The organism is Nonomuraea sp. NPDC049158 (assembly GCF_040648335.1).
GTDB lineage: Bacteria > Actinomycetota > Actinomycetes > Streptosporangiales > Streptosporangiaceae > Nonomuraea.
Window position 1 is genome coordinate 67,530 of record NZ_JBEZDM010000044.1, and the last position, 17,575, is coordinate 85,104.

The 17,575-nt window shown below is 69.9% G+C and carries 15 protein-coding genes and 1 tRNA gene; 9 read left to right on the forward strand and 7 right to left on the reverse strand.

What is annotated here, in order from left to right:
- Positions 1-15: 15 nt before the first annotated feature.
- Entirely contained in the window at positions 16-1,200 is a 1,185-nt protein-coding gene (locus tag AB0B61_RS49940) for an MFS transporter (protein WP_358448153.1), read from the forward strand.
- 3 nt (positions 1,201-1,203) lie between these two features.
- Here the strand turns inward: AB0B61_RS49940 and AB0B61_RS49945 are convergent, their stop codons facing one another.
- Together AB0B61_RS49945 and AB0B61_RS49950 are read right to left on the reverse strand one after the other, a co-directional pair.
- Positions 1,204-2,271 carry a hypothetical protein gene (locus AB0B61_RS49945; RefSeq protein ID WP_358448155.1) on the reverse strand — a complete coding sequence of 356 codons (1,068 nt, stop codon included), beginning with the start codon at positions 2,269-2,271 and terminating at the stop codon, positions 1,204-1,206.
- 3 nt (positions 2,272-2,274) lie between these two features.
- Positions 2,275-3,525 (reverse strand): P-loop NTPase fold protein, encoded by a 1,251-nt coding sequence (locus AB0B61_RS49950; protein ID WP_358448157.1) that lies wholly within the window; start codon positions 3,523-3,525, stop codon positions 2,275-2,277.
- A 166-nt stretch (positions 3,526-3,691) separates the two neighbouring features.
- On the opposite strand from AB0B61_RS49950, the gene AB0B61_RS49955 reads away from it, so the two are divergent.
- The 5 genes from AB0B61_RS49955 (at position 3,692) to AB0B61_RS49975 (ending at position 10,733) form a co-directional block, all read left to right on the forward strand.
- The gene (locus AB0B61_RS49955) at positions 3,692-4,873 is read left to right on the forward strand and encodes a cytochrome P450 (RefSeq protein ID WP_358448159.1); all 1,182 of its coding nucleotides are present in this window, start codon (positions 3,692-3,694) and stop codon (positions 4,871-4,873) included.
- 29 nt (positions 4,874-4,902) lie between these two features.
- Entirely contained in the window at positions 4,903-8,169 is a 3,267-nt protein-coding gene (gene fdh, locus AB0B61_RS49960; RefSeq protein WP_358448161.1) for a formate dehydrogenase, read from the forward strand.
- A complete protein-coding gene (locus AB0B61_RS49965) occupies positions 8,162-8,980 on the forward strand; it encodes a 4Fe-4S dicluster domain-containing protein (protein WP_358448163.1) in 819 nt (272 codons plus the stop codon). The genes fdh and AB0B61_RS49965 overlap by 8 nt, the downstream gene beginning before the upstream one ends.
- Before the next feature lie 37 nt (positions 8,981-9,017).
- Entirely contained in the window at positions 9,018-9,929 is a 912-nt protein-coding gene (nrfD, locus tag AB0B61_RS49970) for an NrfD/PsrC family molybdoenzyme membrane anchor subunit (RefSeq protein ID WP_358448165.1), read from the forward strand.
- 129 nt (positions 9,930-10,058) lie between these two features.
- On the forward strand, positions 10,059-10,733 hold the full coding sequence (locus tag AB0B61_RS49975) for an SDR family NAD(P)-dependent oxidoreductase (RefSeq protein ID WP_358448167.1): 675 nt from the start codon (positions 10,059-10,061) through the stop codon (positions 10,731-10,733).
- A gap of 61 nt (positions 10,734-10,794) precedes the next feature.
- Here the strand turns inward: AB0B61_RS49975 and AB0B61_RS49980 are convergent, their stop codons facing one another.
- The 5 genes from AB0B61_RS49980 to selD form a co-directional block, all read right to left on the reverse strand.
- Positions 10,795-11,058 (reverse strand): hypothetical protein, encoded by a 264-nt coding sequence (locus AB0B61_RS49980; RefSeq protein WP_358448169.1) that lies wholly within the window; start codon positions 11,056-11,058, stop codon positions 10,795-10,797.
- Positions 11,059-11,142: 84 nt separating this feature from the next.
- Complete coding sequence (locus AB0B61_RS49985) at positions 11,143-11,976, reverse strand: TIGR02452 family protein (protein WP_358448171.1); 834 nt, start codon at positions 11,974-11,976, stop codon at positions 11,143-11,145.
- An 86-nt stretch (positions 11,977-12,062) separates the two neighbouring features.
- Positions 12,063-12,779: a GntR family transcriptional regulator gene (locus AB0B61_RS49990; protein ID WP_358448173.1), complete on the reverse strand. Its 717-nt coding sequence runs from the start codon at positions 12,777-12,779 to the stop codon at positions 12,063-12,065.
- Positions 12,780-12,793: 14 nt separating this feature from the next.
- A complete protein-coding gene (locus tag AB0B61_RS49995) occupies positions 12,794-13,336 on the reverse strand; it encodes a UTRA domain-containing protein (protein WP_358448175.1) in 543 nt (180 codons plus the stop codon).
- 593 nt (positions 13,337-13,929) lie between these two features.
- Positions 13,930-14,934, reverse strand: a complete 1,005-nt coding sequence (selD, locus tag AB0B61_RS50000) for a selenide, water dikinase SelD (RefSeq protein WP_358448176.1) — start codon at positions 14,932-14,934, stop codon at positions 13,930-13,932.
- A 72-nt stretch (positions 14,935-15,006) separates the two neighbouring features.
- On the opposite strand from selD, the gene AB0B61_RS50005 reads away from it, so the two are divergent.
- The 3 genes from AB0B61_RS50005 to AB0B61_RS50015 all read left to right on the forward strand — a co-directional run.
- Positions 15,007-15,099, forward strand: a tRNA-Sec gene (locus AB0B61_RS50005).
- A 15-nt stretch (positions 15,100-15,114) separates the two neighbouring features.
- On the forward strand, positions 15,115-16,509 hold the full coding sequence (gene selA, locus AB0B61_RS50010) for an L-seryl-tRNA(Sec) selenium transferase (RefSeq protein WP_358448178.1): 1,395 nt from the start codon (positions 15,115-15,117) through the stop codon (positions 16,507-16,509).
- On the forward strand, positions 16,509-17,575 hold a 1,067-nt coding region (locus AB0B61_RS50015), incomplete at its 3' end, for a GTP-binding protein (RefSeq protein WP_358448180.1). The genes selA and AB0B61_RS50015, both read left to right, overlap by 1 nt.

The window sequence follows — 17,575 nt, forward strand, 5'->3', positions numbered from 1 at the left end:
TAGATTTGCCCTTGTATGGGCTGGTTCGACCATTCCACGGTAGGCACACGGACACTCGGAGTCGCCTACCCGCTCCTCGCTCTCGCGCAGACCAAATCGCCGGCCGCCGCCGGCTGGGCGGGGTTCGCTTTGACCATCCCCATCCTGGTCTTCTATATCCCCGGTGGGCTGCTGGTCGACAGGATGTCCAACCGCTCGATCATGCTCTGGGCGGAGTTCGGCCGCTGGGTGACCGTGGCGAGTGTGGCGTTCGCGATGCCCTTCGGTGGGCCGTCGCTCTGCCATCTCATCGCGGCGGCTCTGCTTGAGGGCACGTTCTGGGTCATGTGCAACCTGGCGGAGACGGCGTTGCTCCCGTCGCTGGTCAAGCCGGTCATGATGCGGCGCGCGCTGGCCAAGAGCGAGGGGGCCAGCCATCTCGCCTCGCTCGCCGGCCGGCCGCTCGGCGGATATCTGTTTGGAGTGGGAGCTTGTATCCCTTTTGTGCTTAACGCCGTACTGTTCCCCGTTTCATGGGTTTTGTTCTGGAAGGGGAGCCCGGGCTCCGGGCGGCGGCCCGCTCATTCGTTGCAACTCAGCGATCTGTCCGTGGGGTTCCACGTGCTCATGAAGCAGGACTTCCTGCGGGGCGCGATCATGCTCGTCACCATCACCAACCTGATGGTCAACACGCTCATCATGATCTTCGTCGCGGGGTCCGACGGTATGCCGTCGCTGACGATCGGGCTCGTCCTGGCGGCCGGCGGAGTGGGCGGAGCGCTGGGCGCCACCCTGACCTTCTTCCAGCGGCCGCTGCGCTTGACCCTGCTGATCCACACGTGGATCTTTCTGGTGGCCATGTTCCTCGCGATGCTGGGGTCGGTGCTCCGATCGCAACCGCTCTTCTTCGCCATGGCCTTCTTCACCACCGGAATCGGCGGCGCGATGAGCAATGTGGCGATCAGGGCCGTGGAGGTCGCCAGAATCGACCCGGGAACACTGGCCCGTGTGGTCGGCGTCTCGCGACTGTCGTCCTATGGCGCGCTCTCCTTCGCCGCGCCGCTCGGTGCCTTTCTGGTCACCTGGCACGGCGTGACGGGCGGGTCGATGCTGCTGTTCGTCGCGATGCTGGTCCTGGCGCTGTCGGTTCTGATCCCGCAAGTGCGCAAATGGCTGACTCCGCCGCTACCTGACTTTGTCGGTGAGCCCCACATGGCATGACCGTCACCGGGCGCCGACCAACCGGTGCGCGTCCTGCTTCATGTGCTCGGGCAGCCCAGGCCGCTGTGCGCGGATCGCCGCCTTGGCCAGGTCCATCGCCGAGGTGGTCTTGCCCGCCAGTTCCTCCACCCGGGCCGCGTACAGCAGCAGCGGCCCATCGTCCACCGCCTCCGCCAGCGCCTCCATCATCTCCTGCTGGGCCTCCTCCAGACTGTCGGTCTGGGCGAGGGCCAGCGCGTGCGCGATCTTGGCGAACGGCCACCGCAGCGGCCGGGCTCGGTCCAGGTCGCGCAGCGCGGCGCGGGCCCGGCCCATGCCGGCCAGCATCTGGCCCCGGCCGAGCAGGGCGTCGGCGTTGTTGCCCTCACGGTCGAGCACGTCGTTGAGTACGCCCACCGCCGCGTCCGGATGCCCGCCGTGCCACAGCGCCCACGCCAGCTCGGTCTGGATCGTGAGATCGGCGGGCACGCGCACCATCGCGGCCCGCAGGTGGCGTACGGCCTCGATGGGAGACCCCTGAGTGAGCCGCAGCCGTCCGATGGCCGTGAGCATGGGACCGACGGCGGCCACCTCGCCGGCCGTCTCGAAGCTCTTGGCGGCCGCGCTGTAGCGGGAGACGGCGTCACCAAGCTTTCCCCGCTCGAGCGCGATGTTGCCCAGGAGCGACTCGATCCGCGCTCGCACCCGGAGATCGTCATGCCCGGACCGGGCCAGGCCCTCCTCGCCGTGCCTCTCGGCCAGCACGAGATCGCCCTCGCGCAGGGCGCTTTCGGCCGCGCGGAGGTGGTCCTCGGTCGGCAGCCGGTCCGGGTAGGCGCGGGGCTGGTGGTCCTCCTGCGCGGGCGGCTGTAAGAGGCGGTCGTACGCCAGCTCGTACGAGCTCTCGCCCATGTGCTGGTCGGCCTGGAGGAGGCGTCGGGTCACCAGCAGGGCGACGGTGGCCCTGCTGATCCCGGCCAGTTCGAGGACGAGTTCGCGATCGGCCGGCAGCGCGAGGGGGTCCAGCGGGCGAGCGGCGTAGGGATTTCCGGCGGACAGCCCGTACAACTCGTAACGCAGGTCGTCGGACATGCCTCACCCGCCGATCATCGTCAGGTAGACGGGCAGGTCGTCCGCGGCGGCCTCGAAGGCGGAGTCGGCGAAGATCGGCGCCAGGAAGTCGTGCTTGCCGCGAAAGGCCAGGGTCAGCTTCGGCAGCGCCTCCGCCCGCGTCTTGAACCGCGTCTGGAAACCCTGGAGCACGTCGGCCGCCAGCTTGTCCTGGTGGACGAGCTCCAGCGCCACCAGCAACGCCGGCTGGCGGAGCACGCTAGCGAACAGCTCCGGGGCCTGCACCCGCAGCACCACCAGGCGGACGACCAGATCGGTACGCAGGCCGGCCAGGCCGGGGGTGCCCTCGATGATGGCCTCCGTGACGCGCAGCAGGTTGAGCACGCGCTTGATCTTCCGGGGATTGGGCGTGAGGACCCTCTCCAGCGTGCCGACGTGTTTCCTGGCCAGCTCCCCCGGACGGGACGCGCGGATGAAGCGGCCCACCTCCGCGGGGCCGAGCGGGTAGAGGTGCAGCGGGAGCTGGATCATCTTGTCCAGGTAGTCGTCGCCGATGGCCACGTGGTCGGGGAAGCCGAACGGCTGGTACTTCACCAGGACCCCACGGTCGACCACGTCCTTGGCCAGGGCGATCACCACGAAGACGTGCTTCAGGTCGAGGAAGAGCTTGATCGACTCCAGCAGGTCGATGATCTGGTCGGGCTCGCACCTGTCGAGGTCGTCGACGAAGAAGACGATCTTCTTGCCCTGCGCGGCCAGGCGGTCGGCCTCCTGCTGCAGCAGTCCGCGCAGGCGGCCGGTCTGGCTGTCGACCTGGCCGCGCATCGCGGCGTACTGCTGGGCGAGCTTGTCGATCTTCTCCACGCTCATGGAGCTCAGGGTGAGCCTTTTCAGCATCTCGTCGGCGGCCAGCTTCGCCACGATCGTGCCCAGACGGCGGACCGTGCCGGCGAAACGATGCTCGGGGTCCTCGTCGAGCTCGGTGTGGAGCGCGTTCAGCAGGGGAAGCAGCATGTCCGGCTCGCGGCGGTGCACCCAGGGATTGAACCGCACCCGGACGAACTCCTCGCCATGCCGATCGAGTAAGCGCCTGTCGACCATTTCGAGCAGGGTCGATTTCCCACTTCCCCACGCGCCGTAAACGCCGATCGTGAAAGGCGTCTCGGTGTCGGGATTGGTGATGATCGAAACGAGGGGATCGACGTAGCGGCGAAACTGGAGTAGATCTCCACGCCAATTGGCCGGGGCATCCGAGAGCATCGCGATATCGGGCATAGTCCCTCCAAGGATGAGGATGCATCCTTGGCGCCGCCTGATACTTCAGGTTATCGAAATGTGACGTGCGCCCTCTGTCCCTTGTGTCCCTTTGGTCGGTCCTTTGGTCAAACAGCCGCGGCGAGGTCAAATGACGGTTGTGAGGACTTCTCGGAATGGAGGACAGATGGACACACCGGCCGCGGACATCCTGGCGAACGTCGACTTGTTCGCCGACGACCAGCGCGAGCACCTGCTCGACGCGCTGGCCATCGCGCGCAGGGAATGCCCGGTCGTGCACACGCGGACCGACGGCGGCTACTACATGGTCACCCGCTACGAGGACGTCCGCACGGTGTGCATGCGACCGGCGATCTTCAGTTCGGCGCAGCCCGGCGTGCGCGGCGTGCCGGTCCGTCTCATCCCGCTGGACGTCGATCCGCCGGACCACCGTCAATATCGCAAATTCCTCGACGCGTACTTCTCGCGCTCGTTCCTGCTCCGGTACGCCGAGCAGATGCGGGAGATCGCCCGGGACGCCATAGCGGGGTTCATCGACAAAGGCCAGGTGGAGATGGTGCGCGACTACTCCGTGCCTTTCAGCGCCGGCTCGCTGGCCCGGGTCGTCTTCGCCACCGACAACATGGACCTGATACGCCGAGGGGTGGCGGCGGTCAAGCGGTGCGCCATAGAGAGCACGCCCGAGACGTTCGAGGCGGTCGCCCTGCTCGCGATGGAGGCGATCGCCGAGGCCGGCGACCGGCCGGCCGCGGCGCACGAGAACGTCCTCAGCGCCCTGGCCAGGGCGAGCGTCGACGGGCGGCCCCTGACGGCCGAGGAGCAGGTGGCGATCGTCACCACGCTGCTGCTCGGCGGCCTGGACACCACGCGCGGCGTGATCGTCAACATCGCCTACCATCTGGCCACCCGCGCGGACGTCGAGCCGATCCTGCGCGGCCCGGACTGGTGGCGCGGTCCGCTGGATGAGTTCCTGCGCTTCGAGACGACCGTGGCGTTCATGGCCCGTACGGTGACTGAGGACACCGAGCTCGCCGGCACCCCGTTGAAAGCGGGGGACCGGGTCGTCCTGCAGTTCTACTCGGCCAACCGCGATGCCGAGCGCTTCGACCGGCCCGACGAGCTGGTCTTCGACCGGCGCAACAACCCGCACCTGGCGTTCGGTGCCGGGGTGCACCGCTGCATCGGCCAGAACTTCGCCCGGATCCAGCTCGTGATCGCCTTCGAGGAGTTGCTCAAGCAGGCGACGAACTTCCGCCTCCAAGCGGGCGCCGACATCCCGCGCCAGGCAGGGGAGCCCTTCGGCAGCCCTTCCGAGCTGTACCTGACCTTCGACCGCCGGGGTGGTTAGCTTCGACCGATCGGGGCAGGGCCTGCATTGTGTCCGGTAAGGGGTGGTTCTCCCGGTGGCCGGTGATCCGGCAGCTCAAGGGAGCGGACGGCAGGAGTGACGCCGTGCGCTCCGCCCGTACGGACGCGCTCACCCCGCGCACCGAGGAGGCCGACACGGTCGCCCGGTCGATCTGCCCCTACTGCGCGGTCGGCTGCGGCCAGCTCGTCTACGTCAAGGACGGCCGGGTCACGCAGATCGAGGGCGACCCCGACTCGCCCATCTCGCGCGGGCGGCTGTGTCCCAAGGGCTCGGCGAGCAAGCAGCTCGTCACCCATCCCGGCCGCCAGACCCAGGTGCTGTACCGCAGACCGCACGGCACCGCATGGGAGCGGCTCGACCTCGACACCGCGATGGAGATGATCGCCGACCGGGTGATACGGACCCGGCGGGAGACCTGGCAGCAGACCTATGAGGGCAAGGTCGTGCGCCGCACCATGGGCATCGCCGGACTGGGCGGGGCGACGCTCGACGACGAAGAGAACTACCTGATGAAGAAGCTCTACACCGCCCTCGGCGCGATCCAGGTGGAGAACCAGGCGCGTATTTGACACTCCTCCACCGTCCCCGGTCTGGGGACCAGCTTCGGGCGTGGCGGCGCGACCACCTTCCAGCAGGACCTGGCGGGTGCGGACTGCATCGTCATCCAGGGCTCGAACATGGCCGAATGCCACCCGGTGGGCTTCCAGTGGGTGGTCGAGGCCAAGGCGCGGGGCGCGAAGGTGTTCCACGTGGATCCGCGCTTCACCCGGACCAGCGCGCTGGCCGACCGGCACCTGCCGATCCGCGCGGGCAGCGACATCGTGCTGCTCGGGGCGCTGATCAACCACGTGCTCGCCAATGAGCTGGATTTCCGTGAGTACGTGCTGGCCTACACCAACGCCGCCGTGATCGTGTCCGAGGACTTCCGGGACACCGAGGATCTCGACGGGCTGTTCTCCGGGTTCGATGCGGAGACGGGCTCGTACGATCCGCGGAGCTGGGCGTACGAGGCGACGGGCAAGGGGACGGAGGAGGAGACGCCGAGCGCGCGGGCGCCTGGCGCGCAGGCGCCGGGCGAGGACCTGGAGGGCGAGCAGGCGTCGGGTGAGCCGGTGGAGGGTGAGCGACTGGAGGGCGGACGGGTCCACGCCGAGGCCGCGGGGGCCGATACCTACGGCTCCGGGGGCGCCGCCGCGCATCCCACCCCGGCGACGGATCCGACGCTGAGCCATCCGCGCTGCGTCTACCAGATCCTCCGGCGGCACTTCGCCCGCTACACCCCGGAGCTGGTCGAGCAGCTGTGCGGCATCTCGCGGGCGCACTTCGCCGAGCTCGCCGACGCGATCACCGCCAACTCCGGCCGGGAGCGCACCACCGCCTGGGTGTACTCCGTCGGCTGGACCCAGCACACCGTCGGCGCGCAGTACATCCGCACCGCCTCGATCCTCCAACTGCTCCTGGGCAACATGGGCCGGCCCGGTGGCGGCATCCTGGCGCTGCGCGGGCACGCCAGCATCCAGGGCTCCACGGACATCCCGACGCTGTTCAGCCTCCTGCCCGGTTACCTGACCATGCCGCACGCCCACCGGCACGAAGGCCTGGACGACTACCTCGCCCGGGAGGGCGGCGACGTCGGCTTCTGGGGCCACCGGCGCGCCTACCTGGTCAGCCTGCTCAAGGCGTGGTGGGGGAACGCGGCCACCGAGCAGAACGACTTCTGCTTCGACCACCTGCCGCGCCTGACCGGCGACCACAGCCACTACACCACCGTGATGGGCCAGATCGACGGGACGGTGAAGGGCTACTTCGTGGTGGGGGAGAACCCCGCGGTCGGCTCCTCCGGCGGCCGGGCGCAGCGCCTCGGCCTGGCCAACCTCGACTGGCTGGTGGTACGCGACCTGACGCTGGTGGAGACGGCCACGTTCTGGAGGGACGGCCCGGAGCTCGAGACCGGGGAGATGCGTACCGAGGACATCGCCACCGAGGTGTTCTTCCTGCCCGCCGCGAGCCACGTGGAGAAGGAAGGCACCTTCACCAACACCCAGCGGCTGCTGCAGTGGCGGGAGAAGGCGCTCGACCCGCCGGGCGACTGCCGCAGCGACCTGTGGTTCTACTACCACCTGGGCAAGCTGGTCAGGCGCCGGCTGACCGACGACGAGATCGACCGGCCGCTGCGCGAGCTGACCTGGGACTACCCCGAGCTGGGCGAGCACCGGGACCCGTCGGCGTCGGCCGTGCTCCGCGAGATCAACGGGGTCGGCCCGGACGGGCGGGCGCTGTCGGCCTACACCCAGCTCAAACCGGACGGGTCCACCCGCTGCGGCTGCTGGATCTACTGCGGCGTGTACGCCGACGAGGTCAACCAGGCCGCCCGGCGCCGGCCGGGGCAGGAGCAGTCGCCCGTGGCGCCCGAATGGGGCTGGGCCTGGCCGGCGAACAGGCGCATCCTTTACAACCGGGCCTCCGCCGACCCCGAGGGCCGTCCGTGGAGCGAGCGCAAGGCGTACGTCTGGTGGGACGCGGAGCAGGGGAAGTGGACCGGGCAGGACGTGCCCGACTTCGAGCCGAACAAGCCGCCGGACTACGTACCGCCCGAGGGCGCCCGGGCCGAGGCCGCGCTCTCGGGGACCGACGCGTTCATCATGCAGTCCGACGGTAAGGGCTGGCTGTACGTGCCCGCCGGCCTGGCCGACGGCCCGCTGCCCGCGCACTACGAGCCGCATGAGTCGCCGGTCGGCAACCCGTTGTACGGCCAGCAGGCCAACCCCGCGCGCAAGATCTACCTGAGACCGGAGAGCCCCTACAACCCGCCGGAGTCGCCGCGCTACCCGTACGTGCTGACCACGTACCGGCTCACCGAGCACCACACGGCGGGTGGCATGAGCCGGCCGCTGGCCTACCTCGCCGAGCTGCAGCCGGAGCTGTTCTGCGAGGTGTCGCCGCAGCTCGCCGCCGAGGTGGGGCTGGTCAACGGCGGCTGGGCCACGATCGTGACCAGCCGTACCGTGATCGAGGCCCGGGTGCTGGTCACCGGCCGGGTCCGGCCGCTGCGGATCCAGGGCAGGGTGATCCATCAGATCGGCCTGCCGTACCACTGGGGGTGGGGTGGCGGCGGCCTGGTGACCGGCGACGTCGCCAACGACCTGCTCCCGCTGGTGCTCGACCCGAATGTCTACATTCAGGAGAGCAAGGCCGTGACCTGCGACGTACGGCCCGGTAGACGGCCGAGGGGGCAGGCGATGCTCGACCTGCTGGAGGTGTACCGCCATGGCTGAGCGGATGGGTTTCTTCACCGACACGAGCGTGTGCATCGGCTGCAAGGCCTGCCAGGTGGCGTGCAAGGAGTGGAACCAGCTGCCCGACGACGGCTTCGTGTTCGAGGCGAACTCCTACGACAACACCGGGGCGCTCGGAGCGAACACCTGGCGGCACGTGGCCTTCATCGAGCAGTCCCGCCCGGTGCCTCTGGAAGGCTCTAGTGATGACGGCGTCGAGCGGTGGCTGATGTCGTCGGACGTGTGCAAGCACTGCACGCACGCCGCCTGCCTGGACGTCTGCCCGACCGGTGCGCTGTTCCGTACCGAGTTCGGCACGGTGGTGATCCAGGAGGACATCTGCAACGGCTGCGGCTATTGCGTGTCGGCCTGCCCGTACGGCGTGATCGAGCGGCGTGAGGACGACGGGCGGGCGTGGAAGTGCACGATGTGCTACGACCGGCAGCGCGGCGGCCTCGAACCGGCGTGCGCCAAGGCGTGCCCGACCGACTCGATCCAGTTCGGCCCGCTGGATGAGCTCCGGGAGCGGGCCGAGGAGCGGGTGGAGCGGCTGCACGCCGACGGGCAGGCCGAGGCCCGTCTGTACGGCGAGAGCCCGGACGACGGGGTGGGCGGGGCGGGGGCGTTCTTCCTGCTGCTGGACCAGCCTGAGGTGTACGGGCTGCCGCCGGATCCCGTGGTGACCACTCGCGACCTGCCGTCCATGTGGCGCTGGGCGGGGGCGGCGGCGCTGTCCGTGGCCGGGGCGGTGGTGGTGGCATTCGCGGGCTCGGGCGCCTTCACCGGTTCACGGAAGGGGAGGCGGCGGTGACGCGGGAGGGACCGACGATGCCGAAGGAGATGGGGCCGTGACGCGGGAGCGGTCGATGGTGCCGGAGGCGGAGTTCCGGTCCTACTACGGGCGGCCAGTGATCAAGGCCCCCGTCTGGCACGAACCCCATATGCCGGCATATCTCTACGCTGGAGGTCTGTCGGGGGTTTCGTCGGCTATGGCGGTCATGGCCGGGTTCACCGGGAACGACCGGCTGGAGCGCACCGCCCGGGTCGCGGCGGCGATCGGCGCCGCCGCCGGAACCGGGTTCCTCATCGCCGAACTGGGCAGGCCCGAACGCTTCCTCAACATGTTCCGCGTGTTCAAGCCCACATCGCCGATGAGCATGGGCTCCTGGCTCCTGGCCGCACAGGGCGGGCTGTCGGCGGTCGCTGCCACGACCGAGCTGACCAGGATCCTGCCCGCCGTGGGAGACGCGGCGGCCCTCGCCACGGGCCTGACCGGCCCGCTGACCGCCACCTACACAGCCGTCGTGGTCGCCGACACCGCCGTGCCGGCCTGGCACGAGGCATACCGGGAACTGCCCTTCCTGTTTGCCGGCAGCGCGCTGGCCAGCGCCGGGGCAGTCGGCATGCTGGCCACCCCGAGAGCGCAGGCGGGGCCGGCTCGCGTGATGGCGGTGATGGGGGCCGCCGTGGAGAGCGTCGCGAGCGTGGTGATGGAACGGCGGCTCGGCCTGGTGGGCGAGCCGTACCGGCTGGGGAAGGCGGGGGGTCGGATGCGCGCGGCCCGCGTACTGACGGCCGGTGGCGGGCTGCTCGCGTCGGTCGCCGGGCGCAGCCGTACGCTCACCGCCCTGTCCGGTCTGGCCCTTACGGCGGGCGCTTTGTGCACCCGGTTCGGCGTCCTGGAGGCGGGCAGAGCCTCGGCCGCCGACCCGAAGTACACGATCGTCCCCCAGCGGCAGCGGCAAGGGCAGCCGCGTTGATGTCGCGTGTTCACCCGGTCACGTGAGCCAGGCCACCGATCCGCGTCCGCCTGCTCCCCTTGACCTTCACATGGATGTGAACTCTTAGCGTCCCAAGTATTGCTGATCAAGAAAAGCGAGGAGATGCCGATGTCAGGCGCAGTGATCATTGGTGCGGGTCCGGGGATCGGGCAGGCGGTGGCCCGCCGGTTCGCCAGGGAGGGACTGCCGATCACGCTGATCGCCCGCAGCGAGCAGACGCTGCGCACCGCGGCCGAGGCGGTTGCTCCCAGCGGCGTCCCGATTGTCACGCTGGCAGTCGACAGCACCGACCAGGCCGGGCTGAACGCCGCCCTCGACCAGGCCGTCAGCGAGCATGGCGTGCCGGACGCCGTCGTGTACAACGCCGCGATCATCCAGGCGGACGCGCCGGGCGAGCTGTCCGTACGCGGTCACATGGAGGCCTGGGCGGTGAACGTGGTCGGCGCGGTCAACGCCGCGGCGCACATCGCGCCCGCCATGGCAGAACGCGGCAGCGGAACGTTCCTCATCACGGGCGGCATGCCCGAGCCCAAGCCCCGGTACGTGAGCCTCTCCCTGGGCAAGGCAGGCGTCCGAGCCCTGGTCACGCTGCTCGACGAGGAGTACGGACCTTCCGGAGTACACGTGGCGAGCATCACCGTGGCCGGCCGGGTCGCCCCTGGCACCGACTTCGACCCGGACGACATCGCCGAGCACTACTGGCAGCTGCACACACAGCCGCGACACCAGTGGCAGCAGGAAATACTGCACGCCGGCCCAACTCCGCCGGGAGATTCTCTCTAGAGGTGTTCACGAGTAGGCCCGGCCTGGGTTTCCATGCGGCCACGAAGATCGCTTCCCGGGTTCAAGCGGGAGTGATCGTGCCGAACTGCCAACCAGAGGAAGCGCCATCGGTGTGGCCGTAAGGGATGACTGTCATCCGTGACGCGTCGGTGACCGGGTGACCGGGCGGAAGTGGTTCGCCCGACAGTGCCAAAGATGGAAGCGAGTCGGCCGTCCAATCGATGTGTGGCGCTCCGTCGTCCCCGAGCTGTTCGTCGATGTGTCCTTCGCGCTTGAGGTATCCGGCCCGGTTCATGATGGCTTGGAGGTTCTGGTCCGGTGGCATGCCAGGATAGTAATGATCGGCTTCGGAGTACGTGACGAGAACGACGTCGTCGCCAGCCCAGATTCACCGTTCACCTTGGCGCCTTCAAGGCCGCGGCATCGCGAACCGATCGGCGAATGCGGCGCGATTCGCCGAGTCCGGCATCCGATCCCACACGGCGAACACCACTCGCTCGAACACCGCCGCGAAGGCTCCATCCCCGACCAGGTGGGCGTGAAAGGCCCCGGCGACCTCGCGCGGATCGTTGCGGAACACGCCGCAGCCCCACGCCCCAAGTACCAGCGTGCGAGCACCGTGATGTGCGGCCACAGCCAGGACACGCCCCGCCCGCTGGTGGAGCGCCTGCCGGATCCGCTCGCCCGCTCCCGGGTCGCGGCGCAGCACCTGCCCAGCGTTGGGCGCCGGTGAGGTGAGGAAGGAGACGAGGTACGGCTCGGCCAGCAGCTGGCCGTCCTCGCCGCGGTGCACCGGCACGCCGGGCGACCAGATGACGCGGTGGCTGTAGAGCAGGTCGGACGAGGCCCGGTGCGCGGCGTAGTAGTCGGGTGCCTGAAGGAGGCACGGATAAAGCAGGGCCTGGCGGCACAGGTCCTCCTCCTGCGCCTTGGCGCCCCCGAGGTAGCCGCCTCCCGGGTTGCGGGCAGAGGCGAAGTTCAGCACGGCGATCCCGGCCGCCCCGTCAAGGTGCAGCCGCCGCGCTGCCCGCAGGCTGCGCTCGCCGGTGACCTCGAAGACCGTCCGGTACGCACCGGCTCTCGGCCATTCGATGGGGCCGTCTGGTGGGTGGCTCACGGTTGCGGCCACCGCGGCCCGCAGCGCGGGACCCACATCCACGGCCGCGCCGTCGGCGGCCGAGTACCAACTCTCGGCGGCGATCCGCTCGTTGTCGATCGCGACCTGACGCAATCTTCCGCTCACGCGCCCCATCGTAAATCGCGACCGCTGTTTAACGGCGTGGGGGCTTGTCCACGGAGTCCCTGCCGTCGACTCGCGTCCGGGGTCCGTCAGTCTGCGGTCTGGTGATACGACAACTCGTAGAGGTGTCCGCCCTTGATCAGCACCGACGCTTCGACCGGCCGCTCACCGTCGCTGTAGACAACCCGGAACTGCCGAAACACCGGCACGTCAGGTGGGAGATCCAGACCTTGCACCTCCGTCTCGGTGGGTTGCCGAACAGAGATGCGATCCGTGAAGTGGCGCTGCGGAAACCCGAGGTCGGCCAACGCCTGTGGCGCACCATCGCGGATTCTTCCCCTGGCGGCCAGCGGGCTTCCTGCCGCAATGCTCACCGGGTAGTAAGACCATGACAACTCAACGGGAGCGCCGTCATGCAACAGCAGCCGGTGGCGCAGGACGACTAGATCGTCACCGCTGATGGTGAACGCGGCGGCGACATCGCTGGGAGGCGTTACCTCCCCGACTTTCAGCAGCTCATAGCTGTATTCGCGAGGACCTGGGGTCTTATACGTGCTGGCGTTGACGACGAGCGGCCGTCTGTCGCGGACGAACACGCCCTTTCCCGCGTGGCCGCGTACGAATCCTTCGTCTTTCAGTGCCTGAAGGGCCCGCTGGATCGTCGCGTTCGCCGCGTTGAAACGTGCCACCAGGTGTGGCGTGGAAGGGAGTTGCTCGCCCGCCTTCAGGTCACCAGACATGATCTCCGCGCGTAGTTCTGCTGCGATCTGCTGATGGCGCGGACGAGAATCCAGCCGCGTACCCACGATTGCGGGTCTCCTCACTTGATGATCATCTGATAGCGCAACTCGCGACCGTGGGCCACCATCGTCATCACGCTGACCTCAATCGGCGTTCCGTCGTCAGTTCGAACGATGCGGGTCAGGAGCAGAACCCAGTCCTCTGGTCGAAGGCCGAGAGCCTGTCGCTCTGTCTCGGTCGCGGGGCGGGCTTGGACGGCTTCTTCCGCGCTGTGTGGGTGATAGCCGAGCTGGGCGAGAAGGGTGGGAGCCCCGCCAGGGATCTTCCGCATCTCGGCAAGCCGAGTGCCACGGGCGATCGTCGCCGGGTAGTAGGAATCGGCGAGCTCCGTTGGCCGGTCGTCCGCGAGCACGAGACGGCGGCGGACGAAGGCGGTCTGATCCGCCGCCAGTCCGAAGGCTCGCACGACTTCCTTCGGCGGATGGACCTCTTCCACTGCTTGAAGGCGATGCGTCCCAACCTTGCCGTGCTGGGCGGCTTCCTCCGCCCATGCATCAGGCTCTCCGGGACGCCGCGGCCGCACGTAGGGCGCGGAAACGCTGACCCAGCCCGCGTCTTCCATGCGCTCCTCCTTCGGTCACGAAAGGCCATTCAGGAGCCACCGTACCGGGTCGGTGGCAGCCCGGACCGATCAAGGGAAGCTATGGCTGGCGGACGCCGTGATCCTTGCTGCCTTTCGCGAATCACAGTAAGGTTATCGCAAGTCGATCGAGTCTGGGATCGGCGGCCCTCGAAGAGGCCGAAGGGATGGGGAATGCATGCTTCTCAAGCCGTCGGTAATCGCGTTCAGTCCTGCTCAGAGCGCACATGCCCTTCGGGATGCCCTGGCTGATCAGGACATCGCCTCTGACATTCACGTCGGCTACGGGCTTGCTCTGGTGTCGGTGTGGGTCGGCCTCGTTGTGTGGTGCGACGGCAACTGGTTCTGGTGGCGGGTGGGCTGGAACGACCAGCGCAAGCGAGTCCTGTACGCCCGGCATCCAGCGGACGAACCCGTTAGAGCCGCTCGGCGGGTGGCTTTCCGGTACGAAGAGGTTTTCCAGCACTACCCGCCCCCGAGGCTGATCGCCGATGTCGTCTCCTCGGTCCGTCCACTGGGACGACCTGCAGATCGACTCGGGGTGAACGGGCCTGAGAAGCCGCCGTCCGGTGTGGTCAGCGGAGTCGCAGGTGCGGGCCGGCCAGGGGGACCAGTTCACCGACGATCGGCGCGCCCGGGATCTCGCCGGCCACCAGCAGGCCGCCGGAGGTCTGGGCGTCGGCGAGTAGTAGCAGGTCGTCCTCGTCGTAGCCGCCGGGATCGAGCCAGGGGCGGACCCAGTCGAGGTTGCGGCGGGTGCCACCGCTGACGTAGCCGTCGCGTACCGCCTCCCGGGCCCCTTCCAGGTACGGTACGGCCGCCACGTCCACCACGGCCGTGACGCCGCTCGCCCGGGCCAGCTTGTAGAGGTGGCCCAGCAGGCCGAACCCGGTCACGTCCGTTGCGCATCTCGCTCCGGTGGCCAGCGCGGTCCGGGAGGCGTCGCGGTTCAGGGCGGTCATGGCCGCGATCGCCTGGGGGAACACCTCGCCGGTCGCCTTGTGCCGGGTGTTGAGCACCCCGATGCCGAGCGGTTTGGTGAGGGAGATCGGCAGCCCGGGCCGGCCGCCGTCGATGCGCAGCAGCCGGGCGGGGTCTGCCAGGCCGGTGACGGCCATGCCGTACTTCGGCTCCGGGTCGTCGACGCTGTGGCCGCCCGCGACGTGGCAGGCCGCCGCGCGGGCCACGTCCAGGCCGCCGCGCAGGACCTCCTTGGCCAGCTCCATGGGCAGCTTCTCCCTTGGCCAGCCGAGCAGATTGACCGCCACCAGCGGCTCCCCGCCGACCGCGTAGACGTCCGACAAGGCGTTCGCCGCCGCGATGCGGCCCCAGTCGTAGGGGTCGTCCACCACGGGCGTGAAGAAGTCGGCGGTGGCCACGATCGCCCGGCCGCCGTCGATACGGACCACGGCGGCGTCGTCCCCGTCGTCCAACCCGATGATCAGCTCCCCTGTGGCTCCGGGGCCATGTGTGTGGAGGTCCGCCACCACGGCCTCCAGTTCGCCTGGTGGGATCTTGCAGGCGCAGCCGCCTCCGTGCGCGTACTGCGTCAGCCGGACCGTCTCGGTGGTGCGTGTCATGGCGCCCTCGGGTGGCTCGCGACGGGTGTGGCGTTTGAGGTCATACCCGCTGTGACGGGTAGGTTCTGCGTTGGAGGCGTCTGGGCGCCTGGTGGCCCCCGCGGTCTTCAAAACCGACGAGGCCGAGGTCCTCGGCCTGGCGGGTTCGATTCCCGTCCGCCTCCGTTCTATTTTCGAAGAGTGGACCCACGCAGGCACGTACCCCGTACTGATGCCGTACTCGCCGATCCACGGCTGGTCGCGGCGGGCGGGCGGCTGGGTCGCTCGGTCGTCAAGGAGGCGGTGGCGCGGGCGCAGCAGCGGGCGCGGAGCGGTGAGATCGGTCCCGAGGAGGTCGCCGACGCGGCGGTGGCGGCGCTCCCGCCGCGGGCCGCGAGCCTGCGTGCGGTGATCAACGCGACCGGCGTGCTGGTCCACACCAACCTGGGCCGGGCGCCCCTGTCGCCCGCCGCCATCGAGGCGATGGTCGCCGCGGCCGGTGCCGCCGACGTGGAGTTCGATCTGGAGACCGGCACCCGGGCCCGGCGCGGGCGGGGCGCGCTGGACGCGCTCGCGCGTGCCGTGCCGGGCGCCGAGGACGTGCACGTCGTCAACAACAACGCGGCCGCGCTCGTCCTGGTGGCGACCGTACTCGCCGCCGGTCGGGAGATCGTGATCAGCCGGGGCGAGCTCGTGGAGATCGGCGACGGGTTCCGCATCCCTGACCTGCTCGTCTCCACTGGGGCGCGGCTGCGCGAGGTCGGTACGACCAACCGCACCTCCTATCGCGACTACGCGGCGGCCGTGGGGCCGGAGACCGGATGCGTGCTCAAGGTGCACCCGTCGAACTTCCGGATCGAGGGCTTCACCGGCTCCGTCGAGGTACGCGAGCTGACCGGGCTCGGTGTGCCCGTCATCGTCGACATCGGCTCGGGGCTGCTGGCGCGCGAGCCGCTGCTGCCCGAGGAGCCGGACGCGGCGACCGTACTGGCGGCCGGGGCGGACCTGGTGACGGCCAGCGGCGACAAGCTGCTCGGCGGACCACAGGCGGGTCTCCTTCTCGGACGCCGTGACCTGGTCGAACGCTGCAGGCGGCACCCGCTCGCCCGCGCCCTGCGGGTCGACAAGCTGACGCTGGCCGCACTGGAGGCCACGCTCCGCGGTCCTGTCGTCCCCGTCCGACTGGCGCTGCATGCCGACCCGGCGGCGCTGGGCGATCGTGCCGCGGCCCTCGCCGGGCGGCTCGCCGAGGCGGGAGTCGACGCGCGGGCGGTGCCGAGCCAGGCCGCCGTCGGGGGCGGCGGGGCGCCCGGGGTGACGCTGCCGAGCGCCGCCGTCAGCCTGCCCGAACGGCTCGCCGCACCGTTGCGCGTCGGTGATCCCCCGGTGGTCGGCCGGATCGAGGGTGGGCGGCTGCTGCTGGACCTGCGCACCGTTCCCGGTGATCGCGACGGTGACGTGGCCCGCGCGATCCTGGGGGCGAGCGGCCCCGTGGCAAGCGGCTGCGAGGGGAGTGGCTTCGGGGTGAGTGGTCTCGGGCCCAGCGACTTCGGGGTGAGCGACTTCGGGGTGAGTGGCTTCGGGGCGGGTGGCTGATGTACGTCGTGGCCACGGCGGGTCATGTCGATCACGGCAAGTCCACGCTGGTGCGGGCTCTCACCGGGATGGAGCCCGATCGGCTGGAGGAGGAGCGGCGGCGGGGGCTGACGATCGAGCTGGGGTACGCGTGGACCACGCTGCCTTCGGGGCGGCGCCTCGCCTTTGTGGACGTACCGGGGCATGAGCGGTTTCTCAGCACGATGCTGGCGGGGGTTGGTCCGGTGCCGGCGGTGCTGTTCGTGGTGGCGGCGGACGAGGGCTGGATGCCGCAGTCTGAGGAGCACGTGGTGGCGCTGGAAGCGCTCGGCGTACGGCACTGCCTGCTCGCGGTGACCCGGGCCGACCTCGCCGACCCCGCCCCGGCCCTCGACCAGGCGCGCACTCGCCTGACCGCAGGTCTTGGCGTGGTCGAGGCGGTGGTGGTGAGCGGGCTGACCGGGCAGGGACTCGATGAGTTGCGGGCGGCGCTGGACCGGCTGGTCGCCGCGCTGCCCGCGCCCGATCCGGCGGCGCCGGTCCGGTTGTGGATCGACCGGGCGTTCAGTGTGATCGGCAGCGGCACGGTCGTGACCGGGACCCTGCCCGCGAGCACCATCTCGGTGGGCGACGAGCTGGCGCTGGACGGCGAGCCGGTACGAGTGCGGGCGCTGGAGTCCCTGAAGGAGCCGGTGTCCTCGGTGACCGGCGTCGCCAGAGTGGCGGTCAACCTGCGCGGCCACGGCTACCCCGAGCGAGGCCGGGCCCTGGTCACACCCGGCCGGTGGACGTGGACGGACCTGGTCGACGTCCGGATCTCCCCTGTGGGGCCGGAAAGGGGGGTCGTTTCGGCGGGCGGGGAGGAGTGGCGGCTACCCCGGCGTCTGACCGCGCACATCGGATCGGCGGCGGTGACGTGTGAGGTGCGGACGCTCGGCGGGTGCGTCGTACGGCTGCGCCTGGCCCGCCCGCTCCCGCTCCATCTCGGAGACGTGCTGCTGCTGCGTGACCCCGGCCGCGACCGGGCCGAGGTGCGGGTGCTGGCAGGGGCGAGCGTGCTCGACGTGCGCCCGCCCGCGCTCGGCCG

Bases quoted from the DNA above. Each gene is read 5' to 3' on its own strand.
- AB0B61_RS49940 (WP_358448153.1), top strand. From the start codon at position 16: ATGGGCTGGTTCGACCATTCCACGGTAGGCACACGGACACTCGGAGTC.
- AB0B61_RS49945 (WP_358448155.1), bottom strand. From the start codon at position 2,271: ATGTCCGACGACCTGCGTTACGAGTTGTACGGGCTGTCCGCCGGAAAT.
- AB0B61_RS49950 (WP_358448157.1), bottom strand. From the start codon at position 3,525: ATGCCCGATATCGCGATGCTCTCGGATGCCCCGGCCAATTGGCGTGGA.
- AB0B61_RS49955 (WP_358448159.1), top strand. From the start codon at position 3,692: ATGGACACACCGGCCGCGGACATCCTGGCGAACGTCGACTTGTTCGCC.
- AB0B61_RS49965 (WP_358448163.1), top strand. From the start codon at position 8,162: ATGGCTGAGCGGATGGGTTTCTTCACCGACACGAGCGTGTGCATCGGC.
- AB0B61_RS49975 (WP_358448167.1), top strand. From the start codon at position 10,059: ATGTCAGGCGCAGTGATCATTGGTGCGGGTCCGGGGATCGGGCAGGCG.
- AB0B61_RS49980 (WP_358448169.1), bottom strand. From the start codon at position 11,058: ATGCCACCGGACCAGAACCTCCAAGCCATCATGAACCGGGCCGGATAC.
- AB0B61_RS49995 (WP_358448175.1), bottom strand. From the start codon at position 13,336: ATGGAAGACGCGGGCTGGGTCAGCGTTTCCGCGCCCTACGTGCGGCCG.
- selD (WP_358448176.1), bottom strand. From the start codon at position 14,934: ATGACACGCACCACCGAGACGGTCCGGCTGACGCAGTACGCGCACGGA.